Raw genomic sequence first — 24,680 nt, 5'->3', positions numbered from 1 at the left:
CGGCTGGATTTAGCACTAGCGCAACGCAGATGAGTAATATAGTCTCTGACCGTTTGCCGGACACGACGCCTCTGATGACGGAACACCAAAACCGCGTATGAAAAAAAGTTTCCCAACACTGCTGGCCACGATGATTTGGACGGCACTCTACAGTCAGCATGCGCTGGCTGATCTGGCCGAGCAATGCATGCTTGGCGTTCCCGTTTACGACAAGCCTTTGGTCAGCGGCGATCCGAACAGCCAGCCGGTGACCATCAATGCCGATGACTCGCGCGCCGACTACCCGAAAAGCGCCCTGTTCAGCGGCAACGTGCATATCGAGCAGGGCAACAGCACCCTGACCGCCAAAGAAGTCGAGCTGAACCAGACGGAAAACCCTGGCCAGACGGAACCGGTGCGCACCGTCACCGCCACCGGCGACGTGCACTACAGCGACAATCAGATCAAACTGAAAGGCCCGAAGGCCTGGTCGAACCTGAATACCAAAGATACCGACGTCTATGAAGGCGACTACCAGATGGTCGGCCGTCAGGGGCGCGGCGACGCCGACAAGATGAAAATGCGCGGCGCCAACCGTTACACCATCCTGGAAAACGGCACCTTTACCTCCTGTCTGCCGGGCGACGACAGCTGGAGCGTGGTCGGTTCCGAAGTGATCCACGATCGCGAAGAGCAGGTGGCGGAAATATGGAACGCCCGCTTCCGCATCGGCGGCGTGCCGGTGTTCTACAGCCCGTACCTGCAGCTGCCGGTCGGCGACAAGCGCCGTTCCGGTTTCCTGATCCCCAACGCCAAGTACGGCAGCAACAACGGCTTCGAGTTCATGTTGCCGTACTACTGGAACATCGCACCGAACTACGATGCCACCATCACGCCACACTATATGTCCAAGCGCGGCCTGCAGTGGCAGACCGAGTTCCGCTATCTGGTGCAGCCGGGCCTCGGCCTGATGGAGTTCGACTGGCTGCCGGACGACAAGGAATACGGCAAAGATCATGAGGACAGCAAACGCTGGCTGTTCTACTGGAACCACAACGGCGTCATGGATCAGGTGTGGCGCTTCAACGTCGACTACACCAAGGTCAGCGATTCCAAATACTTCACCGATCTGGACTCCAAGTACGGTTCCACTACCGACGGCTACGCTACGCAGAAATTCAGCCTCGGCTACGCCAACGAAAACTGGAACGCCACGCTGAGCTCCAAGCAGTTCCAGATTTACGACGATACCGATCGTTCACAGTCGGAGTCGTATAAAGTCCAGCCGCAGCTGGATCTGAACTATTACAAGAACGACCTCGGTCCGTTCGACTTCCATATTTACGGCCAGGCGGCCAAGTTCACCAGCGTCAACCCGTACAGCCCGGACGCCACCCGTCTGCATATGGAGCCGACGCTGAGTCTGCCGCTCACCAACGGCTGGGCCAGCCTGAACACCGAAGCCAAAGTGATGGCGACCCACTACCAGCAGGATATTCCTGACGGTTTCGCCGCCAACTACCAGAGCCGCAAAGGCGTCGCTGCGCCGGATCTTGATGACTCGGTCAACCGCGTACTGCCTCAATTCAAGGTCGACGGCAAGCTGGTGTTCGAGCGGCCGATGATCTGGGCCGAAGGCGCCACCCAGACGCTGGAGCCGCGCGTGCAGTACCTGTACGTGCCGTACCGCGACCAGAGCAACATCTACACCTACGACACCACGCTGCTGCAGACCGACTACTCCGGCCTGTTCCGCGACCGCACCTACAGCGGCCTGGATCGCATCGCTTCGCAGAACCGCGTATCCACCGGTTTGACCACGCGCATTTATGATGACGCGCTGGTGGAACGTTTTAACGCTTCCGTGGGTCAAATCTACTACTTCAGCCGTTCGCGCACCGGCGATCAGGTGACGGGATACGACAACAACGACGATACCGGCAGCGTGGCCTGGGCCGGCGATACCTATTGGAAAATCGACGATCGTTGGGGCCTGCGCGGCGGCCTGCAGTACGACACCCGCCTGAACAGCGTCTCGCTGGGCAACGGCGTGGTGGAATACCGCCAGGACGCCGAGCGCGTGGTGCAGCTGAACTACCGTTACGCCACGCCGGAATACATCCAGACAGCGTTGAACACCAAAACGATTCCGGCCTTCCAGGACGGCATCTCGCAGGTGGGCATCACCGGCAGCTGGCCGATCGCCGATCGTTGGGCGGTCGTCGGGGCGTACTACTACGACACCCGCGCCAAACAATCCGCCGATCAGCTGGTGGGGCTGAAGTATAACACCTGCTGCTGGGCGGTGACCCTGGGCTATGAGCGCAAGATCACCGACTGGAACAACAGCAACAATACCAGCGTTTACGACAACAGAGTTTCGTTCAACGTCGAACTGCGCGGCCTGAGCAGCGATCATAGTCTCGGCTCCGCGGAAATGATGCGCTCCGGCATTCTGCCGTATCAGCGCGCATTCTGACGCTTTGCAACACTTTGAAAACGAGAACTTTCACCCGCATTTGCGGATTACATAATGGGAAATGTATGAAGAACTGGAGAACGCTTATTCTCGGATTGGTGGTTTGCGCCAATGCCGCGTTCGCAGCACCCCAAGAAGTGGATAAAGTCGCCGCCGTCGTGGATAACGGCGTGGTACTCGAAAGCGACGTCAACGGTCTGTTGCAGTCAGTCAAGCTCAACGCCCAGCAGGCCGGCCAACAGTTGCCGGACGACAAGACGCTGCGCCATCAGATCATCGAACGGCTGATCATGGATAACATCCAGCTGCAGATGGCCAAGAAAATGGGCATCACCGTGTCCGACGCCGAGCTGGACAAAGCGATCGCCAACATCGCCGCGCAGAACCGCATGAACGTCGATCAGCTGCGCAGCCGCCTGTCGTACGAAGGGTTGAACTACAACACCTACCGTTCGCAGATCCGCAAAGAGATGCTGATTTCCGAAGTGCGTAACAACGAAGTGCGCCGCCGCGTCACCATCCTGCCGCAGGAAGTGGACGCGCTGGCCAAACAGGTGGGCGCGCAGAACGGCAGCGACACCGAAATGAACATCAGCCACATCCTGATCCCGCTGCCGGAAAACCCGTCGCAGCAGCAGGTCGATAAAGCCGAAGAGCTGGCCAAACGCCTGGTGGGTGAGATCAACAGCGGCGCCGACTTCGGCAAGCTGGCGATCACCTACTCCGCCGATTCTCAGGCGCTGAAAGGCGGCAACATGGGCTGGGGCAAGCTGCAAGAGATCCCGACCCTGTTCGCTGAACGTCTGGTGAGCGCCAAGAAAGGCGACGTCGTCGGCCCAATCCGTTCCGGCGTCGGCTTCCACATCCTGAAAGTGAACGACATCCGCGGCGCGAGCCAGTCGGTGTCGGTCACCGAAGTGCACGCCCGTCACATCCTGCTGAAGCCTTCGGTGGTGCTGACTGACGATCAGGCGCGCGCCAAGCTGCAATCCGTTGCGGAAGCGATCAAGAGCGGCCGCGCCAAATTCGCCGACGAAGCCAAACAGCTGTCGCAGGATCCGGGTTCCGCCATGCAGGGCGGCGATCTGGGCTGGGCCTCCCCGGACATCTACGATCCGGCCTTCCGCGATGCGTTGCTGAAGCTGAGCAAAGGTGAAATCAGCGCGCCGGTGCACTCTTCCTTCGGTTGGCACCTGATTCAGCTGCTGGATACCCGTCAGGTGGATAAAACCGACGCCGCGCAGAAAGATCGCGCTTACCGCATGCTGTTCAACCGTAAGTTCGCCGAAGAGGCGCAGACCTGGATGCAGGAACAGCGCGCCCAGGCTTACGTGAAGATCCTCGATGGCAGCGATGCACAGCAATAAACGCGTTGTCATTACCCCCGGCGAACCCGCCGGGGTGGGGCCGGATTTGGTAGCCGCCCTGGCGCAACAGGATTGGCCTGTTGAGCTGGTGGTGTGCGCCGATCCGGCCCTGCTGCTTGAACGCGCGAAGCGTTTGGGCCTGCCGCTGACGCTGCGCGACTACCAACCGCAGCAACCGGCCGAGGCGCAACGCGCCGGCACGCTGACCGTGCTGCCGGTGTCGCTCGCTCAGCCGGTCACCGCCGGTGAACTGAACGTAGGCAACAGCGCCTACGTGGTGGAAACCCTGGCGCGCGCCTGCGACGGTTGCCTGAACGGCGAGTTTTCCGCCCTGATCACCGGCCCGGTGAACAAAGGCGTGATCAACGACGCCGGCGTGCCGTTTATCGGCCATACCGAATTCTTTGCCGATCGCAGCCGCTGCGATCGCGTGGTGATGATGCTCGCGACCGAAGAGCTGCGCGTGGCGCTGGCGACCACCCACCTGCCGCTACTGGCGGTGCCGGGCGCCATCACGCAGCAGAGCCTGTTCGAAGTCATTCGCATTCTCGACCACGATCTGAAAAACAAATTTGGCATCGCCCAGCCGCACATTTACGTCTGCGGTCTGAATCCCCACGCCGGGGAAGGCGGCCATATGGGGCGCGAAGAGATAGACACCATCATCCCGGCGCTCGACGCGCTGCGCGCTGACGGTATCCATCTGATCGGCCCGCTGCCGGCGGACACCCTGTTCCAGCCCAAATATCTGCAAGATGCCGATGCGGTGCTGGCGATGTATCACGATCAGGGGCTGCCGGTGCTAAAATACCAAGGGTTCGGCCGCGCGGTGAATATCACCCTCGGTTTGCCTTTCATACGCACCTCGGTCGACCACGGTACCGCTCTGGAACTGGCCGGCACCGGCACCGCCGATGTCGGCAGTTTCCAAACGGCCCTGAATCTCGCCATTAAAATGATAATTAATTGTAATGAATAACAGAGTCCACCAAGGGCACTTTGCCCGCAAACGCTTTGGACAAAACTTTTTAACCGATCAGTTTGTCATCGATAGCATTGTCTCCGCCATTCACCCGCAACCGGGCGAAGCGGTGGTCGAGATCGGCCCCGGCCTCGGCGCCTTGACCGAGCCGGTCGGCGCACGCATGGACCGCATGACGGTGATCGAACTGGACCGCGATCTGGCCACCCGGTTGGAGAACCACCCGCGGTTGAAAGACAAGCTGACCATCCACCAGCAGGACGCCATGACGGTGAATTTCGCCGAACTGGCCGAGGAAGCTGGCCAACCGCTGCGCGTATTTGGTAACCTGCCGTACAATATTTCGACGCCGCTGATGTTCCACCTTTTCAGCTATACTCAGGCAATCCGCGACATGCACTTTATGTTGCAAAAAGAGGTGGTCAACCGTCTGGTGGCCGGCCCAAACAGCAAGGCCTACGGGCGTTTGACCGTGATGGCGCAGTACTACTGCAACGTCATTCCGGTGCTGGAAGTGCCGCCGACCGCGTTCGCGCCGCCGCCGAAGGTCGATTCCGCCGTGGTGCGTCTGGTGCCGCACAGCGTGCTGCCGAACCCGGTGGGCGACGTGCGCATGCTGAGCCGTATCACCACGCAGGCGTTCAACCAACGGCGGAAAACCATCCGCAACAGCCTGGGCGACCTGTTCACGCCGGAACAGCTGATGGAACTGGGCGTCGATCCTTCGCTCAGAGCAGAGAATATTTCTGTGGCGCAGTACTGCAAGCTGGCCAACTGGCTGTCAGCCAATCCGGCGCCGCAGCAATAAGGAGTTGTTGTCATGATTGATTCGCCCCGCGTGTGTATTCAGGTTCAGAGCATCTATGTGGAATCACAGTCGATCCCTGAAGAAGAGCGTTACGTCTTCGCCTATACCATCACCATCCGTAATCTGGGGCGGACCGACGTGCAACTGCTGGGCCGTTACTGGCTGATCACCAACAGCAACGGCCGCCAAACCGAAGTCCAGGGCGAAGGCGTGATCGGCGAACAGCCCGTCATTCCGCCCGGCGGAGAGTTTCAGTACACCAGCGGCGCCATTCTGGAAACGCCGCTGGGCACCATGGAAGGCCATTACGAAATGGTTGACCATCAGGGTCAGCCGTTCCGCACCGCTATTCCCGTGTTTCGCTTAGCCATTCCAACGCTGATCCATTAATTATGTCGACATACCTTATCGGCGACGTTCACGGCTGTTTCGATGAACTGAAGTCGCTGCTGGCTCAGGCTGCGTTCGATCCCGAGCGCGATCAACTGTGGCTGACCGGCGATCTGGTGGCGCGCGGCCCCGCCTCGCTGGACGTGCTGCGCTACGTGCGCTCGCTCGGCCCGGCAGTGCGCATGGTGCTAGGCAACCACGATCTGCACCTGCTGGCGGTTTACGCCGGCATCAGCCGCAACAAACCCAAAGATCGCATCACCCCGCTGCTGGAGGCGCCTGACGCCGACGAGCTGATCAACTGGCTGCGCCGCCAACCGGTGCTGCAGGTGGACGATGAGCAAAAGCTGGTGATGGCGCACGCCGGCATCACTCCGCAGTGGGATATCGACACCGCGAAAATGTGCGCGCGCGAAGTGGAAGCGGTATTGAGCAGCGACAGCTACCCGCTGTTCCTCGACGCCATGTACGGCGACATGCCGAACAACTGGGCGCCGGAGCTGAGCGGCCTGGCGCGCCTGCGTTTCAGCACCAATGCGCTGACGCGCATGCGCTACTGCTTCCCCAACGGCCAACTCGACATGATCTGCAAAGATGCGCCGGGCAGCGCGCCGGCGCCGCTGAAGCCGTGGTTCGAACTGCCGCGCCTGGTCGACCCCGAATACACCATCATCTTCGGCCACTGGGCCTCGCTCGAAGGCAAGGGCACGCCGGAAGGCGTGATCGGGCTGGATACCGGCTGTTGCTGGGGCGGTGACTTGACGATGCTGCGCTGGGAAGACCGCCGTTACTTCACGCAGCCCGCCAATCGGGGCGAGGCGTCTGACCACGCCGGCAGATTAGCCGCATCCTGAAAATACAAAGGCGGCCCGGTGGCCGCCTTTGTTTTCTATATAGTCGCCTTACGCCCCAATCACCCCGCCATCTTCACGCGTGATCATCAATACCGATGAACGCGGGCGCGGGCTGTTGTTCGGGAAGTGCGAATCGCCCTCTTCTCCCGGATGTTGTACGTTGACGAACATCGTCTTGTAGTCCGGAGTGAAAGTGATGCCGGTCAATTCGCAGGACTTCGGTCCCACCATGAAACGGCGGATCTCGCCGCTGATCGGATCGCCCACCAACATCTGGTTGTTGCCCTGCCCGACATAATCGCCCTTGTTGCTGTACTTGCCGTCGGTGAGGATCCACAGGCGGCCGGCGCGATCAAAGCCCAGCCCGTCCGGGCTGTTGAAGGTATTTTCCGCCGTGATATTCGGCGTGCCGCGGTTGACGCCCTCGGGGTGGGCGATCGGGTTGCCGCACAGCGCATAGATATCCCAGGCGAAGACGTCGGCGGTGGCGTCGCCGCCTTCGTCCCAGCGAATGATCTGGCCATAGATATTGTTTGGTCGCGGGTTGGCGGCGTTCAGCGGCATCCCTTCCTCACCGCGCTTGCTGTTGTTGGTCAGCGTACAGTATGCGCGACCGTCATGCGGGTTCACCGCGATCCACTCCGGGCGATCCATTTTGGTGGCACCGACCTGCTGCGCCGCCTTGCGGGCGAAGATCAGCACTTCGGCCTCGTCGCGGAAACCGTTCTCCGGCGTCAGGCCATTCTTGCCAAACTCAAGCGCAATCCAGCGTCCTTTGCCCTTCAGCGGCGTGCCGGCCTCATCGCCGTCGAACTGCGCCACGTACAGCGTTCCCTCGTCCAGCAGCGTGCGATTGTTGGCCGGATTGGCGGCGTCGACCACGCCTTTGGAAACGTACTTATAGATATGTTCGCCGCGCTCGTCGTCGCCCATGTACACCACCAGACGGCCGTCTTTGGCCACGGTCACCGCCGCGTTTTCATGCTTGAAGCGGCCGAGCGCGGTGTGCTTGATGGGCGTCGAGCTCGGATTCAGCGGATCGATCTCGACGATCCAGCCGTGACGGTTGAATTCGTTGGGATTCTTCGCCACATCGAAGCGCTCGTCATAGTCCGGCCAGTTGCGCTCCGGTTCACTGACCTTCAGCGTGTAGCGCTTTTGTTCCGGCGTGGTTCGATAATCGGCCTGACGGGTGCCGAAATAGGTGTCGAAGTTTTCCTCGCAGGTCAGATAGGTCCCCCACGGCGTCTTGCCGTTGGCGCAGTTGCCGAAGGTGCCCAGCACCTTGCGGCCGCTCGGATCGGCGGCGGTCTGCAGCAGCGGGTGCCCGGCGGCCGGGCCGCTGAACTGCATTTCGCTGTTGGCGGTGATGCGGCGGTTATAGCGCGATGGACGTTCCACCTCCCAGCGCTGGCCGTCGCCGACCCGCTTGACCGCGACAATGGAGACGCCGTGCGCCGCCTGCGACTTGCGCACCTCTTCCAGGCTGGTGGCTTTGGCGCCGCCGTGGGCGAACAGATACTGTTCGTTGACGTATTCGTTATTGATGGCCATCACGCCGTGATTGTCATCGATAGGGAAGAAGCTCATACCGTCATTGTTATCGCCAAACTGTTTTTCCTGATCGGCGGCGCTGTTGTTGCCCTGCGTATCGAAGGCCGGCGCGCCGTCCACCAGCGGCTCACCCCAGGAGATCAGCACCTCCGCGCGGTAGCCCGGCGCGATGGTCACCTCGTCGGCGGTAGATGCGGCGATGCCCTGAAAGCCCAGCAGCGTGTTCGGCGGCAGATCCTCGGCCAACGCCTCGGCGGAAACCGACCAGATGCCGCCGCCGAGAAAGCCGGCCAGGCCGACGGCGCCGGCGCTGCCAAGCAGCAGCTTGCGGCGAGTGGGATCGATCAGGCGGTCGGCGTCTAATTGCTCAATTTGCTTGGTCATAACGTGGTTACCTTTTTAGTTATGGCGCCGCGGTCAAGATTCACCAGAGTTGCCGTGGCGCTCGGAGTTGGGCTTCATACTAATCAGGTAATGTGACGGAAAGGTTACAAATGACCGGCGCAAAAAGGCCGGGGGCGCAATTGCTTGCGCCCCCGGGAGAGTTGGCTAACGGGCTGAAATCAGCGGCGCTGCAGGATTTCGAAGCAGTAGCTGTGCGAGTTCAGATTGTCGGCGTCGTGGAATTCGCTGAACGTGGTTTCCCACTCGTCCGGCTCGTAATCCGGGAAGTGGGTATCGCCGCCGACTTCGGCGTCGATGTGCGTCAGGTACAGACGGTCGGCGCGCGGCAGCAGCTGGGTATAGATGCGCCCACCGCCGATCACCATCACTTCCTCCACGTCGCCCGCGGCGGCCAGCGCCTCATCCAGCGAGGTTACCCAGGTCACCCCGGCTTCGCTGCCCGGGCGGCTGCTCAAAACGATATTGTGGCGGCCCGGCAGCGGGCGGCCGATGGACTCGAAGGTCTTGCGGCCCATAATAACCGGCTTATTCAACGTATTGCGTTTAAACCACGCAAGGTCCGCCGGCAGGTGCCACGGCATGGCGTTTTCCATGCCAATAACGCGATCCGCCGCCAAGGCAGCGATCAGGCTGATAATCATTGTTTAACCCTGTGTAGGCAGCAAAATTGGTGACACTATACGTAAAGGCCTGAGTGCCGTCGATAGGCTAATCAAGCAAGATGAATATATAAGATAGCTCTTATCAGTATATCTAATAACCAACGATCGCCCGCCGGGCGATTTCACACGCCGGGGCGTTTGCGGTACAGCCACAGGCCCGGTAACGACAGGCCGATCGACAACGCGCCGACGATGAAACTGGCCTTGAGGAAGTTGGTGATCATGGTCTCCATCAGGGCTTCGCTATAGCCCAGATGCGAGATCTCCACCACCGTGATCATCGCGGTATAGGCGGAAATGCCGGGGAACATCGGGATCACCGCCGCCACGGTGAACACCTTCGGATGCGCCAACAGCCAGCGCGACCAGTAGATGCCGATGATGCCAATCAGGATCGCCGCCAACAGCGAGGCCCACTCAATGTTCATGCCGGCATGCATCATCAGCATGCGCGAACCGCGCCCGATAGCCCCGAGCAATGCGCAATAGCGCAGCGCGCGCAACGGCACGTTAAACACCATGGCGAAGCCCAGCGCCGGCACCGCCGCCAACAGCATCTCCTGCAACAATGCCCACAGCAGATTCATGACCACCCCCGCAGATCCCACAGCGACATCGCCATCACCACGCCGATACAGGTCGCCAGCGTCAGCAGGCTGGCCATCGCCCAGCGCGCCAGTCCGGTATTGACGTGCCCCTTGAACATGTCGGCCACCGCGTTGATCAGCGGGAAGCCCGGCACCAGCAGCAACACGCTGGCGGCCATCGCCACGCTCGAGGTGTCTTTAAACGCCGGCAGGCGCAGCAGCAGCCCGGAGATCGACGTCGCGACAAATGCCGTCAGGCAAAAATTGATCAGCGGATTCATCTGGCGGGCGGTGAGGATCTGGCGCACCAGCATCGCCGCGCCGCTGGCGATAAAGGTCACCAGGAAGGCGTCGCCGCCGCCGCCGTTGAGCATGCTGAAGCACCCGCAGGACAGCCCTACCATCAATACCACCAGCCAGCGCGGGTAGCGCAGCGGCCGAATCCTTTCAAAGCGGCGCGCCACGTCGTGCGCATCCGCGAGGCGATGCTCGGCGAGGATCACGATATGCTGCACTTCGGTCACCACCTGCATATTGATGCCGCGATCGACGTTCTTGCGGGTGGTGGTCAGGCAGGCGCCATGGCTAAGAGTGGTCAACACCACCGCATTGGCGGAGATCGAGCTTTCCACGCTGTCCATCCCCAGCGCCAGCCCCAGGCGGGTCGACAGCTGTTCCACCACCGTGCTCTCGGCGCCGTGCTGCAACAGCAGCAGCGCGCATTGAATGCACAGTCGAGTGATTTCGCGTTGTTGCCGGTGCGGTTCCGGCCTGTCTGTGGCGGTAGTGGTCGTCTGCTGCATGGTGCTCCGTCGCTGGCGGGAGATGAATTATTATCATAGAGCCTAACAATACCTCATTGGGTTGATGCGCATCAGAAGAAGCGGCGTTATTATCGCCAGATTGCTGCCTTTTGCGCGAGACGTCTCCCATGCTTGAAACTTCGTTGTTCGTCGCCGGCATTGCCGCCCTCGGCATGCTCTCCCCCGGCCCGGATTTTTTCCTGGTGATCAAAAACGCCGCCCGCTACCCGCGGCTGGCCGCCATGATGACCGCCTTCGGCGTGATCTGCGGCGTCGCCACCCACATGTCCTATTGCGTCGCCGGGCTGGCGGTGGTGATCACCACCACGCCGTGGCTGTTCAACCTGCTGAAATACGCCGGGGCAGTCTATCTGGTGTGGATCGGCATCCAGGCGCTGCTGTCGCGCGGCGGCGGCAAAATGAACGTCAGCAATCTGCCGCAGCAGCAGGTCAGCCTGAAGAGCGCCTTTGCGCAAGGCTACCTGTGCAACCTGCTGAATCCGAAAGCCACCCTGTTCTTCCTGGCGGTCTTCACCCAGGTGCTGCAGATCGATTCCGGTCTGGGTGACAAGCTGTGGTACGCGGGGATTATTCTCGGCCTGTCGGTCATCTGGTGGCCGCTGCTGGTATTTTTGATCCAGAGCGGGCCGGTGCGCCGCGGGCTGGAAAAGACGCAGAAGATCGTCGACAAATTGCTGGGCGGCATGTTGATCGCCTTAGGCATCAAGGTCGCGCTGAGCTAAGCAAAAAAAGGGGCGCCATCACGGCGCCCCTCCCCTTATCCTTTGGCTTCCACCACTTCCTCCTCCGGCGCCTTGCCGTCGATACTGCCGCGCCAACCGGTCTGCTGCACCCGCGCCAGCCGATTCTGATCCTGCTCGATGGCCGCGCTGAGCATCTCCTTGGCCCGCTGCAGGCTGGCGATACGGAATTCAGTATCCTGGTAATTATCCAGCGTATCTTCCAGCATCTTCAGGTTATAGCGACGGAACGTGTCCGCTTTCTCGCGCGCCTCATAGGCGTCCAGCCCCAGCAACTCCAGCGTTTCACGGCCAACGCGCAGCGAGCTTTCGAAGGTTTCGCGCTCCGGTTTTTCCACCCCCAGCTGCCGCAACTGATACCAGTGATCGACGTCGCGCGCCCGCGCCACCACCTTAAGATGCGGGAAGTGCTGCCTGGCCAGCTCGGTTAACGCCAGGCTGTCCTCCACGTCGTCGATGGCGTTGATCAGCACCTTGGCGTGAGCGGCGCCGGCGGCCTCCAGCAGATCGGCGCGCGTGGCGTCGCCATAGAACACCTTGGTATCGAATTTGCGCAGCGTTTCGATATGGTCCGGATCGTGATCCAGTACCACGGTGTGCACGCCGTTGGCCAACAGTAAACGACCGGCGATCTGGCCGAAACGGCCGAAGCCGGCGATGATCACGCTGGCGTTCTCGTCATCAATGACGTCAGCCGGGCGATCCTCTTTCGGCGCATTTTTCTCCAGCTGCGCGGCGATCACCAACAGCAGCGGGGTGGCCGCCATCGACAGCGCCACCGCCAGCGTCAGCGACTTGGCCCATTCAACCGGCAAGACGCCGGCCAGCTGCGCGGCGCTGAAGATCACGAAGGCGAACTCACTGCCCTGCCCCAGCAGAATGGCGAACAGGCCGCGCTGGCGCTTCGGCACGCCGAGCAGCGGCCCAATCAGCCACAGCAACGCCGCCTTGATCAGCATAAAGCCCAGCAGCAGCGAGGCGATCAGCAACGGATGATGGAACAGCGTGCCGAAGTCGATCGACATGCCGACGCCGATGAAGAACAGCCCCAGCAGCAGTCCCTTGAACGGCTGAATATCGCTCTCCAGCGCGTGGCGGTATTCAGAGCTCGCCAACAGCACCCCGGCGAGGAACGCCCCCATCGCCATCGACAGCCCGGCCATCTCCAGCAGGATGCCGAAGCCGAACACCAGGAACAACGCCACGGCGCTGAACACTTCGCGCATGCCCGAACGGGCGACGAAGTGCAGCAGCGGACGGGTGACGTAGCGGCCGAGCAACACCACCATCGTCAACGCGCCCACCACCTTGGCCGCCGACAGCATGAAAGCGCCCAGCGTGGTGGTGGCGCCACTGCTGGCCAACAGCGGGATCATCGCCACCAGCGGGATCGCCGCGATATCCTGGAACAGCAGCACCGCAAACGCGCTGCGGCCGATCGGCGACGGCGTCAGATTGCGTTCGCTCATCGCCTGCATGGCGATGGCGGTGGATGAGAGCGCCAGCGTCAGGCCAATCAGCAACGCCACCTTCCAGTTAAGGCCGAGGAAGTAACAGAAGGCGCTCAGCGCCAGGCCGCAGCCCACCATCTGAATGCTGCCGCCGCCGAACACCGAGGCGCGCAGCGTCCACAGCCGTTTGGGATCCAGCTCCAGGCCGATGATAAACAACATCAGCACCACGCCGATCTCGGCGAAGGTCAGGATCGACTCGGCGTCGGACACCAGCTTCAGCCCCCAGGGGCCAATGATACAGCCGGCGATCAGGTAACCGAGCACCGAGCCCAGTCCCAGGCGCACCGCGATCGGCACAAACAGCGCCGCGGAGCCGAGATAGATCAGCCCCTCGATCATCATGTGGTGATTATCCATGGCTGGCCTCCCGGGTTTCCGCTTCGGCATGTTCCATCAGATAGTCGACCAGCCGCTGGCGGTAGGCTTCGCCGGCGGCGAGCAGCGCCGGCTCGTTGCAGGTAAAGGTATTGTGCACGGCGAAATAAGGCAGCCAGGTCATGCCGCAATAGATCGCCGTGGCCTGCAGCGGCTGCGCCAGCGCGGCGAAGTTGGGGAAATCGCCCAGCTCGAAGTGGTGCTCGTCGCCGCCGCTGGTCACCGCCCACAGGCAGTCTTTACCCACCAGCGCATTGCCGTCGTGGCCGTAGGCCCAGCCGTGCTCCAGCACTTTGTCGATCCACAGTTTCAACAACGGCGGGAAGCTGTACCACTGCATCGGATGTTGCAGCACCACCAGGTCGGCGCGTTCCACCGCCCGCTGCTCGGCGTTGATGTCGATATTGAAATCGGGGTACAGCTCATACAGCGAGCGCACCTCCACCTCGGGGAGATCCCTCACCGCCTGCAGCAGGCGGTGATTGGCATGCGAATGCCGGGGATACGGGTGAGCATAAATTATCAGAATCATTGTTATCGTCGTTCCTTCGTTCCTTGCCAATACACCAAGCATATACCAATCACACAGAGTGACAGTTTGCCCACTGATTGATAGCGGAAATTTTTAACGCCAGCCGACAAATTCGCTGAATAAAAAAGGGCGCTGCATCTGCAGCGCCCCTTACGTTGCGTTATCGCGCGGTTACTTGCCGATGCGCGCGTGCATTTCCTGCACCGACGTCACCTGTTCGGTCGGATCCGCTTTCAGCGCCATCGCGGTGGCGAAGCCGCCGTTCAGCGTGGTGTCGTAGTGCACCTTGTACTGCAGGGCGCTGCGGCGAATCAGCTTGGAGTCCTCAATCGCCTGACGGCCTGCCGTGGTGTTGACGATGTAAGTGTACTCGCCGTTCTTGATACGGTCCTGAATGTGCGGACGCCCTTCGTGCACCTTGTTGACCAGGCGCGGGTTGATGCCCGCTTCACCCAGCACCACCGCGGTGCCGTGGGTAGCGTCCAGCTCGAAGCCCTGCTTCAGCAGGCTGGCGGCCAAATCGACCACGCGAGCCTTGTCGCCTTCGCGCACCGACAGCAGCGCGCGGCCCTGTTTCTTCATGCCCGAGTTACTGCCCAACATCGCTTTGGAGAAGGCTTCCGCGAAGGTGCGGCCCACGCCCATCACTTCCCCGGTAGAGCGCATTTCCGGCCCCAAAATCGGGTCGACGCCCGGGAATTTGTTGAACGGCAGCACCACTTCTTTCACCGAGTAGTACGGCGGGATGATCTCTTCGGTCACGCCCTGTTCAACCAGCGTTTTGCCGGCCATCACGCGCGCGGCCACTTTGGCCAGCGGCACGCCGGTCGCTTTGGAGACGAACGGCACGGTGCGCGCGGCGCGCGGGTTGACTTCAATCAGGTAGACTTCGTTGTCCTTCACCGCGAACTGCACGTTCATCAGGCCGCGCACCTGCAGCTCGAACGCCAGTTTTTCCACCTGACGACGCATCACGTCCTGAATTTCCTGGCTCAGGGTGTACGCCGGCAGCGAACACGCGGAGTCGCCGGAGTGCACGCCCGCCTGCTCGATGTGCTCCATGATGCCGCCAATCAGCACGCGTTCGCCGTCGCAAATGGCATCGACGTCCACTTCCACTGCGTCGTCCAGGAAGCGATCCAGCAGCACCGGCGCATCGTTGGATACGCTGACCGCAGTCTGGAAGTAGCGGCGCAGGTCGGTTTCGTCGTAAACGATTTCCATCGCCCGGCCGCCCAGCACGTAGGAAGGACGCACCACCAGCGGATAGCCGATGGCCGCCGCCTTCTCCACCGCCTGTTCGATGGCGGTCACGGTGGCGTTGGCCGGTTGCTTCAGGCCCAGACGGTTGACCGCCTGCTGGAAGCGCTCGCGGTCTTCGGCGCGGTCGATGGCGTCCGGACTGGTGCCGATAACCGGCACGCCTGCGGCTTCCAGCTCGCGCGCCAGCTTCAGCGGAGTCTGGCCACCATACTGCACGATCACGCCTTTCGGCTTCTCGATGCGCACGATTTCCAGCACGTCTTCCAGCGTTACCGGCTCAAAGTACAGGCGGTCTGAGGTGTCGTAGTCGGTGGAGACGGTTTCCGGGTTACAGTTGACCATGATGGTCTCGTAGCCGTCTTCACGCAGCGCCAGCGAAGCGTGCACGCAGCAGTAGTCAAACTCGATGCCCTGGCCGATACGGTTCGGCCCGCCGCCCAGCACCATCACTTTCGGCCGGTCGTTGGTCGGGTTGGACTCGCACTCTTCTTCATAGGTGGAGTACATATAGGCGGTGTCGGTGGCGAATTCCGCCGCGCAGGTATCCACGCGCTTGTACACCGGGTGCAAACCGTAGCTGTGGCGCAGCTTGCGAATTTCGCTCTCGGCGACGCCGGCCAGCTTGGCCAGACGCGCATCGGCGAAGCCTTTGCGCTTCAGAGTACGCAGGAAGTCTTTGTTCAGGCCGTTGATGCCCGCCTCGGCCACCTGCTCTTCCAGGCGCACCAGCTCTTCAATCTGCACCAGGAACCAACGGTCGACGTTGGTCAGGTTGAAAACGCCGTCAACCGACAAACCGGCGCGGAAGGCGTCGGCGATGTACCAAATGCGGTCGGAACCGGCGTCTTTCAGCTCGCGGCGGATTTTGGTCAGCGCTTCCGGATCGTCCAGGCTCACTTTCGGATCGAAGCCGGTCGCGCCCACTTCCAGCCCGCGCAGCGCTTTTTGCAACGATTCCTGCTGGGTGCGGCCGATGGCCATCACTTCGCCGACCGACTTCATCTGGGTGGTCAGGCGATCGTTGGCGCCGGAGAACTTCTCGAAGTTGAAGCGCGGGATCTTGGTTACGACATAGTCGATGGACGGTTCGAACGACGCCGGGGTGCGGCCGCCGGTGATGTCGTTCATCAACTCATCGAGGGTATAGCCCACCGCCAGCTTGGCGGCGATCTTGGCAATTGGGAAGCCGGTGGCTTTCGACGCCAGCGCCGAAGAGCGCGACACGCGCGGGTTCATTTCGATAACGATCAGGCGGCCGGTTTTCGGGTTGACCGAGAACTGCACGTTGGAGCCGCCGGTTTCGACGCCGATCTCACGCAGCACCGCCATCGAGGCGTTGCGCATGATTTGGTATTCCTTGTCGGTCAGGGTCTGGGCCGGCGCGACGGTGATCGAGTCGCCGGTGTGGATGCCCATGGCGTCGAAGTTTTCGATGGAGCAGACGATGATGCAGTTGTCGTTCTTATCACGCACCACTTCCATCTCGTATTCTTTCCAACCGATCAGCGATTCATCGATCAGCAGCTCGTTGGTCGGCGACAGGTCCAGGCCGCGTTCGCAGATCTCTTCGAACTCTTCGCGGTTGTAGGCGATGCCGCCGCCGGTGCCGCCCATGGTAAAGGAAGGGCGGATGATGCACGGGAAGCCGACGTCAGCGGCTACCGCCAGCGCTTCTTCCATGGTGTGCGCGATGCCGGAACGCGCGGTATCCAGACCGATTTTCTTCATCGCCACATCGAAACGGCGACGGTCTTCGGCCTTGTCAATCGCATCGGCGGTGGCGCCGATCATGGTAACGCCGAACTCGGCCAGCACGCCCTGGCGCTCCAGCTCCAGCGCGCAGTTCAGCGCCGTCTGGCCGCCCATGGTCGGCAGCACCGCATCCGGGCGCTCTTTTTCGATGATCTTACGCACCACTTCCCAGTGGATCGGCTCAATGTAGGTCGCGTCGGCCATCTCCGGGTCGGTCATGATGGTCGCCGGGTTGGAGTTGACCAGAATGACGCGGTAACCCTCTTCGCGCAGCGCTTTACACGCCTGGGCGCCCGAGTAGTCGAACTCACACGCCTGGCCGATAACGATCGGACCCGCGCCGAGGATCAGGATGCTTTTTATGTCTGTACGTTTTGGCATTTTTTACTGCTCCTGATTATTTGGCGTTAGAACGGTAAGTCTCAATCAGTTCGATAAAGTGATCGAACAGCGGCGCAGCGTCGTGCGGGCCTGGGCTGGCTTCCGGGTGGCCCTGGAAGCTGAACGCCGCCTTGTCGGTGCGGTGAATGCCCTGCACCGTATGGTCGAACAGCGATTTGTGCGTCACGCGCAGGTTCGCCGGCAGATTGTTCTCATCTACCGCAAAGCCGTGGTTCTGCGCGGTGATCATCACGGTGTTGTTGTCCAGATCCTTCACCGGGTGGTTGCCGCCGTGGTGGCCGAGCTTCATCTTCATGGTTTTCGCCCCGCTGGCCAGCGCCAGCAGCTGGTGGCCCAGGCAGATGCCGAACACCGGAATGTCGGTTTCCAGGAACTGTTTGATGGCGGTGATGGCGTAGTCGCACGGCTCCGGATCGCCCGGGCCGTTGGACAGGAAGATGCCGTCCGGATTCATTTTCAGCACCTCGTCGGCCGGGGTCTGCGCCGGCACCACGGTCAGGCGGCAGCCGCGATCCACCAGCATGCGCAGGATGTTGCGCTTGGCGCCGTAGTCGTAAGCCACCACGTGGAACGGCAGTTCCGCGGCGGTTTTGGCTTCGGGCAGGTCGCCTTCAAGCGTCCAGCTGCCTTGCTGCCAGCTGTAGGCCTCTTGGGTGGTGACCTCTTTCGCCAGATCCATGCCCTTCAACCCCGGGAAACCTTGCGCCTTGGCCAGGGCCAGCGCGGCGTCCGGCGAATCGGCGGCGATGATGCAGCCGTTCTGGGCGCCCTTCTCGCGCAGCAGGCGGGTCAATTTGCGGGTATCGATATCGGCGATCGCCACGATGTTGTGACGCTTGAGGTAGTCGGACAGGCTTTCTTCGTTGCGGTAGTTGCTGGCGATCAGCGGGAGGTCGCGAATGACGAGGCCTTGGGCGTGTACTGCGGAGGATTCTTCGTCGGAAGCATTGGTGCCGACATTGCCGATATGAGGATAAGTAAGAGTAACGATCTGGCGGGAATAGGAAGGATCAGTGAGGATTTCTTGATAACCGGTCATCGACGTATTGAAGACCACTTCCCCCACTGCCGTTCCCTCTGCCCCGATGGCCCGACCGTGGAATTGGGTTCCGTCTTCCAGAACCAATAGCGCTGACTTTATCAAAACACCCTCCAAGGAATAATCAATCACAATATTTGCATATTAATTCAGATATCGCGATCTAAATCAATGCAAAAACCGTCCGCGAGGCCAATTTTTGGCAAATTGGGCGCATTTTAATGATGAGTGCCTGGCTTGTCTACCCAAACTGCCGTTTTTTGTTTTATTTTTGCAGTTCTCGGCGCGCATGCGGCTTGAGCGCCGATAAAAACACAGAAAACCGGGGCTGGAAAACGGTTGCGGGGAAGAATGACGGAAAACGGCGCCGGAATGGAACAAAAAAGACGCTAAAAAAGCCGAGAGTGGAAAAAAAGGAGATGATTAGCAAAGTAAATATAGATAAATAACATCTTTGACAATAAAACAAATCCAACATGATATTTATCATGTTAAAAAAAAGGACAATAAAATTATTGCCCGATTATCATAGCATTATGATCAATACAACCACATCACGATGGTATGCAAATCAATTATAACTGGTCCAAATTCAATACATCTCGCATATCAAACAAACCTTTATCCCGGTTATGCAGCCAGGTCGCCGCGCGTACCGCGCCGCTGGCAAAAGTCATGCGGCTGGAAGCCTTATGGGTAATTTCCACCCGTTCACCGATGTCGGCGAACATTGCGGTGTGCTCGCCGACGATGTCGCCGGCGCGAATGGTGGCAAAGCCGATGCTTTGGGGATCGCGTTCGCCAGTATGGCCTTCGCGCGCATAGACCGCACAGCTTTTCAGATCGCGCCCCAGCGCGCCGGCGATCGCTTCGCCCATCGCCAACGCCGTGCCCGACGGCGCATCCACTTTGTGGCGGTGATGCGCCTCGACGATTTCTATATCGGTATAGTCGCCCATCACCTGCGCGGCCTTCTCCAGCAGTTTCAGCACCAGGTTGACGCCGACGCTGAAGTTGGCGGCGAACACGATGCCGATATGCTGCGCCGCAGCGCGGATCGCCTGCTTGCCGGCGTCATCGAAGCCGGTGGTGCCAATCACCATCGCCTTGTGGTGCGCCACGCAAAAATCCAGGTAGTTCCGCGTGCTTTCCGGGCGGGTGAAGTCGATCAAAATGTCGAACTCGCTCGCCACTTTCTCCAGGCTGTCGCTTACCTTGACGCCCAGCGCGCCAATGCCCGCCAACTCGCCGGCGTCGACGCCGATCAGGCTTGAACCCGGGCGCGACAGCGCCGCGCCCAACACCACGCCTTCCGCCTGCTGCACCGCCTGGATCAACTGACGGCCCATCCGGCCGCCGGCGCCCGCAATCGCAATGCGGATTTGTGAATCACTCATGCTTGCTCTCTTCTTGATTTGACGCCTATCCCATTAGGCTATCGATTCAGGGTAACTGCCCCGCTGCAGCGCCGCCAGAGGATTCATTTCATAATTAGAAAATTATGATATTCCCCCGCTTTCATCAGCGGCGCTGTCGTGAGATTAACATTCAACCGATTTGGCGGCCTGCGACGATTGTACATAATCATGCAGTTTCCATGGCAAAAAAATGCAGAAAAAAGGCGCCGAAAACGGCGCCTGGGGAAAGGATCACAGCGTGGTCAGGCGGTAATGGCGGCCACTTCGTTGGCGATCGCCGTCAGCGCATCGTGGCGGGCATAGTCCTCACGCACCAGCGCTGCGCGTTGTCGATAGATCGGCTGCTGCAGAATGCGCGTCGCCGCCGCCAGGATCTGTTCAGGGCTCGGCGTGCTGGTGTGCAGGCTGATGCCGCAGCCGGCGGCGACCACGCGCGCGGCCGCCTCCAGCTTGTCTTCGCCCGTGCCAGCGACGATCAGCGGCACGCCGCTGTTCAGCGCATAGTTGATCGAACCGTAACCGCCATTGGTGATCAGCAGCGCCGTCTCCGGCAGCCAGCGTTCGAAGGAGATGAACTCGCGCACTCTGGCATTGCCCGGCAGCGCGTCCATCAGGCCTTCCGTCGCCCGCCCGCCGGTGGTGGCCAACACCCGCACCGGCAGATGCGCCAGCGCTTGCAGCGTCGGCACGATCAGCTGATGCAGATCGACATTGGCCAGCGTGCCCTGAGACACGATCACCAGCGGCCGATCATCGTCTGCCTCCCACAGCGTTTCTTCCGCCGCCGGCTGGCCGCCGCTGCGCAGCGGGCCGACGAAGCGCACGCCGCTCGGCAGATCGTCACGCTCATATTCCAGCGCCGTGGTGGCCAACTGCAGGAAACGCTCGCAGCCGCCGATCAGCGCGTCGGTGAACGGGCGATTCAGCGGCCGCCCGCCGGCCTGCACCAGCGCGGCATCAAAGCTTTGCTGCACCTCATCAAGCAACACCCGCGTTTCTTCATCCACCAACTGCTCACGGGTCAGCGCCCGCGGCAGCAGCGCCGGCGGGATGCGCGGGCCATAGAAAATGGCGTCGCGCGAAGAATACGACAGCGGCGTGACGCCGATCCCGAAGACCGGCGGCCGTTCGGCGGACTGCAACAGCGGCAGCACGCCGTAGAAGCAGTTCTCCACCATCAGCAGATCGGTCTTTTCGGCGGCGATGGCCGCACGCAGCTGACGATCCAACAGTGGGATCGGCGCGGCGAAGAAATCTTTCAGCGCCAGCGCCATCTGCGCGTTGCCCGGCGGCAGCGCGGCGCGCTCGGGGAAATGCTCCTCCAGGTGGCGATAGTCGAAATCCACCTGCGCGTCGAACGGCACGAAGCTCGCGCCCACCGCCTCGGCGCGTTCGCGGAACAGCGCGCCGGTCATCACCCGCACCTGATGCCCTTGGGCAATCAGGTGGCGAGCGATGGCCAACATCGGGTAAACGTGCCCCGGAGTGGCGACTGCCGCCATCAATATCCTTGCCATAATGCTCCTTTACGCTTCTGCGTTAGCCGGCTTCAGCGCCAGATTGGCGCACACCGGGTTGCTCTGAATATGCACGCGCTGCAAATGACGCGCGGAACGGGCGGTGAAGCCCTCACGCCCATGCAGCAGCGAGAAGTTGTCCGCCACCACCACGTCGCCCTGTTGCCATTGGTGGGCATAATAGTGACGCGGATCGTACAGATGCTGCTGCAGAGTGTGGTGGAACTGTTCCTGCTGTTGTTCCGGCACGCCGTGATATTCCAGCGCATGTTGATTGAGGAATTTTTTCCCCTCCGTCGGCGGTTCATTGTAGCGCATGATCAAGCCCCTGCCGTTCGGGTGCTGCACCACCAGCGGCGAACAGACTTCACCGCCGTAGTGCACCACCTGCTTGATGCGGTAGGTGATCGAGACCGACAGCCACTGATCCAGCAACGCTTCGTCCGCATTGGCCAGCAAGCGCGTGGTGTCGACGAAGGTCGTGCACCCGCCTTCGTCCGGCGACGGCGCCGCCACGCAGTGGAACAGCTGGAACTCGGGAATAGTCGGCTTATACATGCCATCCCAATGCAGCGGGACGTAGCTGCTGTCGAAAATATGATCCTTGGCGTCCGGATGTTCCTTCACGTCCAGCACCGCGCCAAACGGCCACATCATGATCTCGCCCCACTGCTCGGCGTAGCGAGTCAGGACTTCCGGCTCGCTGAAACCGGAGTCGAATCCGCGCAGCACCAGCAAGTGATGCTCCTGCGCCAGCGCCCGCAGCGCTGCCACCGGCAGTTCGCCGATCTTTTGCCCCGGATGCTGCGGCGTCAGGATCGCGCCAAACGGGGTATTCGGTTGAATATGGCAATTAAGCGGTTGGTTATTCATCGGTGATTCTCCTTGCATCGAATGTGCTGCTCACACGGCAACGTGCCGTCAAAAACGCGTCCGCCAGGATTTCGGGCGCAAAAGCCTGCAGCGGCCTCAGGCCATCTGCGGTTGTTCGATCAGGTAATGGCTCGGCGTGCCGCGGATCTCCACCAATTCGCCGTCCAGGCTCTGCGCATCTTTACGCTTCATCAGCACGAACTGGCCGTTCACGTTGGCTGCCACGCCATGCCACGGCGTCAGCCAGTCGTCTTTGGTCGGCATCATGTGGATGCCCATTTTCAGGCTGTCGACCGGCTGCGGGTGAATCGACAGGCGGATCGCCGCCGGGAAATGCTGCGCCAGCAGATTGCCCCAGGCCCAGCTGCGCTGGATCACTCCGCAGGCGCGCTGTTTGGCGTCTTTCTGCAGCGCGGCGTTGGAACCGCTGTAGCCCGGCAGTTGGCTGTCTTCATACAGGAAGCGCGTGATGGCGCGGTACAGCAAGAGGCCCTGTTCGTCCTGCATCAACTGCTGTTTGATCGCCTCTTCCGATTCGGCATAGCCCTCCACCAACAGTTGGCGCAGCAGATCGTAATCATCGGTATGTTCGGCCAGGCCTTTGACGTCGCCGAGGTTGAATACGCTGAGATGCGTCGCGCCCACTTCATGCAGCAGGTTTTCAATTTCGCGCTGATAGTGGTTGATCGCTTCGTCACTGACGCGGATCAGATCGCCGAACACGTGGCCATCGGAGCAGATAACGATATGCGCACCCGGCGGGTAGTAGAGTTGAATGCGCTGGCATAGCGAGTTGAGGAAGATCAGCGACAGCCGCTCCGCCATGTCCGGCACCGCGCCGATCACCTTGTTGGTGTTGGGCGACTTGGTCGGGAAGGCCGGCAGCACGAATTCGATACGTTGCTCGTTTTCGATGAATGCCCGAATGCGCGGCAATTGCACCTGAGTGACCCGCCGTTCTTCTTCAGCGATCGAGGTGTCGTCGCCGGGGAAACGGCGGCGGTATTGCAATAATTCACGTAGGATCTTTAACGATATTTCTTCTTTCTGAGCGCTGTCCACAATGAGCTCCTGTTACGATGTGGTGCGGGAGTATTATTGATAAGCGCAATAAGATTTATCAAAAAGAGAAAAAATCTCTGCAAAATAATAATCAGCCCGTCGTTTATATGCTTCAGGCAATATAGAAGAGATGATGCTATATTATTAGCCCGTATAATTCACAATCTTGGTTAAGTTGTGCTTAACAAACTATGAGCAATATTTTAAAACGCATGGCCATTTTCTCAAAAGTGGTCGATTGCGGCGCATTCAGCATGGCGGCAAAAGAATTGGGCATGACGACCTCCGCCGTCAGCCAACATATTCGCCAGCTGGAGGAGCATCTGGGCATTCAATTACTGTTGCGATCGACGCGTTCATTGAGTCTGACCGAAGCAGGATTGTGTTTTTATGAAGATTGCCTGCTGATGATCCACGCTGCCGAACGTGGCCAACAACGGATCGCCGCGCTGCGCGGAGAGCTGGTCGGCGAACTGCGCGTCGCCACCTCCACTGAATTCGCCACTCACTATCTGGTGCCGGCGCTGCAAAGCTTTCTCGACGAGCATCCTCGGCTCACGCTGCGACTGGAGATCCACGATGAGAAGATAGACCTGATCGCGCAACGCATCGATCTGGCGATACGCGGCGGCGTGCTGGCCGATTCCAGCTACGTTTCCACGCGGTTGGCCCGCTGCCGCGAAGTGTTGTGCGCCTCACCGGCCTACCTGGCACACCACGGCGTGCCGGATTCGCCGCAGGCGCTGACCCATCACCATTGGGTCACCTTTACGCCGCTCGGCAACCCACAGTTTGTCCGTCTTATCCATCGCAACGGCGATGAACACCGCATGCGCATGACCGGGCGTTTGTTCACCAACAGCGGTATGGCGATGAAGGAGTTGGCGTTGACCGGCAAGGGCATCATTCGCAATTTCTTCGCCAATGTTGAACGTGAATTGCGCAGCGGTGAGCTGATTGAAATATTGCCCGATTGGCGCTTACCGGAAATTAATTGCTACGCCATTATGCCACGTAGGGAGATCCAGCCATTAAAAGTCAGACGGTTGCTGGAACATATGAAACTCTATTTGCAGGAGAAGGGATTAACCGACGTAGAACATATTCGGCAGGAATAAAATAAGAAACATCTGCAACATCCATTATTGTAATCACTTTACCAACACCGGGCCTATTTAGATTGCAGCCTAATGATATTCTTATTAATGACTTTTCGCCAGCCTATATAATTAACCACACCGACGTTATTTCAAATACTCAGAATAAATTTGACTTTAGTTAGCAGAAAATTTGAATATGCAT

20 protein-coding genes are annotated in these 24,680 nt (G+C 60.3%); 8 read left to right on the top strand and 12 right to left on the bottom strand.

The features are described 5' to 3' along the window. The first annotated feature begins 97 nt into the window (after positions 1–97). From lptD to apaH, 6 genes are all read left to right on the top strand, one after another. Positions 98–2,458: an LPS assembly protein LptD gene (lptD, locus tag ACTJJ6_RS14770; protein WP_016929115.1), complete on the top strand. Its 2,361-nt coding sequence runs from the start codon at positions 98–100 to the stop codon at positions 2,456–2,458. 65 nt (positions 2,459–2,523) lie between these two features. Continuing rightward, on the top strand, positions 2,524–3,825 hold the full coding sequence (gene surA / locus ACTJJ6_RS14765; RefSeq protein WP_004932876.1) for a peptidylprolyl isomerase SurA: 1,302 nt from the start codon (positions 2,524–2,526) through the stop codon (positions 3,823–3,825). Continuing rightward, complete coding sequence (gene pdxA, locus ACTJJ6_RS14760; protein WP_371811599.1) at positions 3,803–4,804, top strand: 4-hydroxythreonine-4-phosphate dehydrogenase PdxA; 1,002 nt, start codon at positions 3,803–3,805, stop codon at positions 4,802–4,804. Before surA ends, pdxA begins: the two co-directional genes overlap by 23 nt. Beyond that, positions 4,797–5,615, top strand: coding sequence for a 16S rRNA (adenine(1518)-N(6)/adenine(1519)-N(6))-dimethyltransferase RsmA (gene rsmA / locus ACTJJ6_RS14755; RefSeq protein WP_016929118.1), 819 nt, complete (start codon positions 4,797–4,799; stop codon positions 5,613–5,615). Before pdxA ends, rsmA begins: the two co-directional genes overlap by 8 nt. 12 nt (positions 5,616–5,627) lie before the next feature. Further along, a complete protein-coding gene (apaG, locus tag ACTJJ6_RS14750) occupies positions 5,628–6,005 on the top strand; it encodes a Co2+/Mg2+ efflux protein ApaG (RefSeq protein WP_016929119.1) in 378 nt (125 codons plus the stop codon). Positions 6,006–6,007: 2 nt separating this feature from the next. Beyond that, positions 6,008–6,859, top strand: coding sequence for a bis(5'-nucleosyl)-tetraphosphatase (symmetrical) ApaH (gene apaH, locus ACTJJ6_RS14745; protein ID WP_016929120.1), 852 nt, complete (start codon positions 6,008–6,010; stop codon positions 6,857–6,859). 48 nt (positions 6,860–6,907) lie between these two features. Here the strand turns inward: apaH and ACTJJ6_RS14740 are convergent, their stop codons facing one another. The 4 genes from ACTJJ6_RS14740 to ACTJJ6_RS14725 form a co-directional block, all read right to left on the bottom strand. Next, positions 6,908–8,797 (bottom strand): PhoX family protein, encoded by a 1,890-nt coding sequence (locus ACTJJ6_RS14740; protein ID WP_440802720.1) that lies wholly within the window; start codon positions 8,795–8,797, stop codon positions 6,908–6,910. A gap of 179 nt (positions 8,798–8,976) precedes the next feature. Further along, on the bottom strand, positions 8,977–9,459 hold the full coding sequence (gene folA / locus ACTJJ6_RS14735; protein ID WP_016929122.1) for a type 3 dihydrofolate reductase: 483 nt from the start codon (positions 9,457–9,459) through the stop codon (positions 8,977–8,979). 143 nt (positions 9,460–9,602) lie between these two features. Then, complete coding sequence (locus ACTJJ6_RS14730; protein WP_015376621.1) at positions 9,603–10,067, bottom strand: threonine/serine exporter; 465 nt, start codon at positions 10,065–10,067, stop codon at positions 9,603–9,605. Then, positions 10,064–10,870, bottom strand: a complete 807-nt coding sequence (locus ACTJJ6_RS14725) for a threonine/serine ThrE exporter family protein (protein WP_016929123.1) — start codon at positions 10,868–10,870, stop codon at positions 10,064–10,066. The genes ACTJJ6_RS14730 and ACTJJ6_RS14725 overlap by 4 nt, the downstream gene beginning before the upstream one ends. Positions 10,871–10,998: 128 nt before the next feature. On the opposite strand from ACTJJ6_RS14725, the gene ACTJJ6_RS14720 reads away from it, so the two are divergent. After that, positions 10,999–11,613 carry a LysE family translocator gene (locus ACTJJ6_RS14720; RefSeq protein WP_015376619.1) on the top strand — a complete coding sequence of 205 codons (615 nt, stop codon included), beginning with the start codon at positions 10,999–11,001 and terminating at the stop codon, positions 11,611–11,613. Positions 11,614–11,648: 35 nt separating this feature from the next. On the opposite strand, the gene kefC is transcribed toward ACTJJ6_RS14720, so the two are convergent. The 8 genes from kefC to pvcA all read right to left on the bottom strand — a co-directional run bounded on the left by kefC (position 11,649) and on the right by pvcA (position 23,378). After that, entirely contained in the window at positions 11,649–13,502 is a 1,854-nt protein-coding gene (gene kefC, locus ACTJJ6_RS14715) for a glutathione-regulated potassium-efflux system protein KefC (protein ID WP_440802723.1), read from the bottom strand. Continuing rightward, complete coding sequence (gene kefF / locus ACTJJ6_RS14710) at positions 13,495–14,052, bottom strand: glutathione-regulated potassium-efflux system oxidoreductase KefF (RefSeq protein ID WP_016929126.1); 558 nt, start codon at positions 14,050–14,052, stop codon at positions 13,495–13,497. The genes kefC and kefF overlap by 8 nt, the downstream gene beginning before the upstream one ends. A gap of 171 nt (positions 14,053–14,223) precedes the next feature. Continuing rightward, positions 14,224–17,448 (bottom strand): carbamoyl-phosphate synthase large subunit, encoded by a 3,225-nt coding sequence (carB, locus tag ACTJJ6_RS14705; protein WP_033641234.1) that lies wholly within the window; start codon positions 17,446–17,448, stop codon positions 14,224–14,226. A 16-nt stretch (positions 17,449–17,464) separates the two neighbouring features. Next, on the bottom strand, positions 17,465–18,613 hold the full coding sequence (carA, locus tag ACTJJ6_RS14700; RefSeq protein WP_004932920.1) for a glutamine-hydrolyzing carbamoyl-phosphate synthase small subunit: 1,149 nt from the start codon (positions 18,611–18,613) through the stop codon (positions 17,465–17,467). A gap of 470 nt (positions 18,614–19,083) precedes the next feature. Further along, the gene (dapB, locus tag ACTJJ6_RS14695; protein WP_121976304.1) at positions 19,084–19,905 is read right to left on the bottom strand and encodes a 4-hydroxy-tetrahydrodipicolinate reductase; all 822 of its coding nucleotides are present in this window, start codon (positions 19,903–19,905) and stop codon (positions 19,084–19,086) included. Positions 19,906–20,168: 263 nt separating this feature from the next. Beyond that, positions 20,169–21,428 carry a glycosyltransferase gene (locus ACTJJ6_RS14690; protein ID WP_143779174.1) on the bottom strand — a complete coding sequence of 420 codons (1,260 nt, stop codon included), beginning with the start codon at positions 21,426–21,428 and terminating at the stop codon, positions 20,169–20,171. Positions 21,429–21,452: 24 nt separating this feature from the next. Continuing rightward, positions 21,453–22,316 (bottom strand): TauD/TfdA dioxygenase family protein, encoded by an 864-nt coding sequence (locus tag ACTJJ6_RS14685; protein ID WP_049300137.1) that lies wholly within the window; start codon positions 22,314–22,316, stop codon positions 21,453–21,455. A gap of 96 nt (positions 22,317–22,412) precedes the next feature. Continuing rightward, the gene (gene pvcA, locus ACTJJ6_RS14680; RefSeq protein WP_049300135.1) at positions 22,413–23,378 is read right to left on the bottom strand and encodes an L-tyrosine isonitrile synthase; all 966 of its coding nucleotides are present in this window, start codon (positions 23,376–23,378) and stop codon (positions 22,413–22,415) included. A 191-nt stretch (positions 23,379–23,569) separates the two neighbouring features. Here pvcA and ACTJJ6_RS14675 point away from each other — a divergent pair, with 191 nt between their 5' ends. Then, complete coding sequence (locus ACTJJ6_RS14675; RefSeq protein ID WP_049300134.1) at positions 23,570–24,496, top strand: LysR family transcriptional regulator; 927 nt, start codon at positions 23,570–23,572, stop codon at positions 24,494–24,496. The last annotated feature ends 184 nt before the right edge of the window (positions 24,497–24,680 follow it).

The sequence above is a fragment of the Serratia sp. 22278 genome, from assembly GCF_052045405.1.
Taxonomy (GTDB): domain Bacteria; phylum Pseudomonadota; class Gammaproteobacteria; order Enterobacterales; family Enterobacteriaceae; genus Serratia; species Serratia marcescens.
This window is presented reverse-complemented; position numbering and strand designations above follow the sequence as displayed.

Excerpts from the sequence above, each read along its gene's own strand:
- surA (WP_004932876.1), top strand. The coding sequence starts at position 2,524 with ATGAAGAACTGGAGAACGCTTATTCTCGGATTGGTGGTTTGCGCCAAT.
- rsmA (WP_016929118.1), top strand. The coding sequence starts at position 4,797 with ATGAATAACAGAGTCCACCAAGGGCACTTTGCCCGCAAACGCTTTGGA.
- apaG (WP_016929119.1), top strand. The coding sequence starts at position 5,628 with ATGATTGATTCGCCCCGCGTGTGTATTCAGGTTCAGAGCATCTATGTG.
- kefF (WP_016929126.1), bottom strand. The coding sequence starts at position 14,052 with ATGATTCTGATAATTTATGCTCACCCGTATCCCCGGCATTCGCATGCC.
- kefC (WP_440802723.1), bottom strand. The coding sequence starts at position 13,502 with ATGGATAATCACCACATGATGATCGAGGGGCTGATCTATCTCGGCTCC.
- pdxA (WP_371811599.1), top strand. The coding sequence starts at position 3,803 with ATGGCAGCGATGCACAGCAATAAACGCGTTGTCATTACCCCCGGCGAA.
- dapB (WP_121976304.1), bottom strand. The coding sequence starts at position 19,905 with ATGAGTGATTCACAAATCCGCATTGCGATTGCGGGCGCCGGCGGCCGG.
- ACTJJ6_RS14720 (WP_015376619.1), top strand. The coding sequence starts at position 10,999 with ATGCTTGAAACTTCGTTGTTCGTCGCCGGCATTGCCGCCCTCGGCATG.
- apaH (WP_016929120.1), top strand. The coding sequence starts at position 6,008 with ATGTCGACATACCTTATCGGCGACGTTCACGGCTGTTTCGATGAACTG.
- ACTJJ6_RS14730 (WP_015376621.1), bottom strand. The coding sequence starts at position 10,067 with ATGAATCTGCTGTGGGCATTGTTGCAGGAGATGCTGTTGGCGGCGGTG.
- ACTJJ6_RS14690 (WP_143779174.1), bottom strand. The coding sequence starts at position 21,428 with ATGGCGGCAGTCGCCACTCCGGGGCACGTTTACCCGATGTTGGCCATC.
- ACTJJ6_RS14675 (WP_049300134.1), top strand. The coding sequence starts at position 23,570 with ATGAGCAATATTTTAAAACGCATGGCCATTTTCTCAAAAGTGGTCGAT.
- ACTJJ6_RS14685 (WP_049300137.1), bottom strand. The coding sequence starts at position 22,316 with ATGAATAACCAACCGCTTAATTGCCATATTCAACCGAATACCCCGTTT.
- folA (WP_016929122.1), bottom strand. The coding sequence starts at position 9,459 with ATGATTATCAGCCTGATCGCTGCCTTGGCGGCGGATCGCGTTATTGGC.
- ACTJJ6_RS14725 (WP_016929123.1), bottom strand. The coding sequence starts at position 10,870 with ATGCAGCAGACGACCACTACCGCCACAGACAGGCCGGAACCGCACCGG.
- ACTJJ6_RS14740 (WP_440802720.1), bottom strand. The coding sequence starts at position 8,797 with ATGACCAAGCAAATTGAGCAATTAGACGCCGACCGCCTGATCGATCCC.
- carB (WP_033641234.1), bottom strand. The coding sequence starts at position 17,448 with ATGCCAAAACGTACAGACATAAAAAGCATCCTGATCCTCGGCGCGGGT.
- lptD (WP_016929115.1), top strand. The coding sequence starts at position 98 with ATGAAAAAAAGTTTCCCAACACTGCTGGCCACGATGATTTGGACGGCA.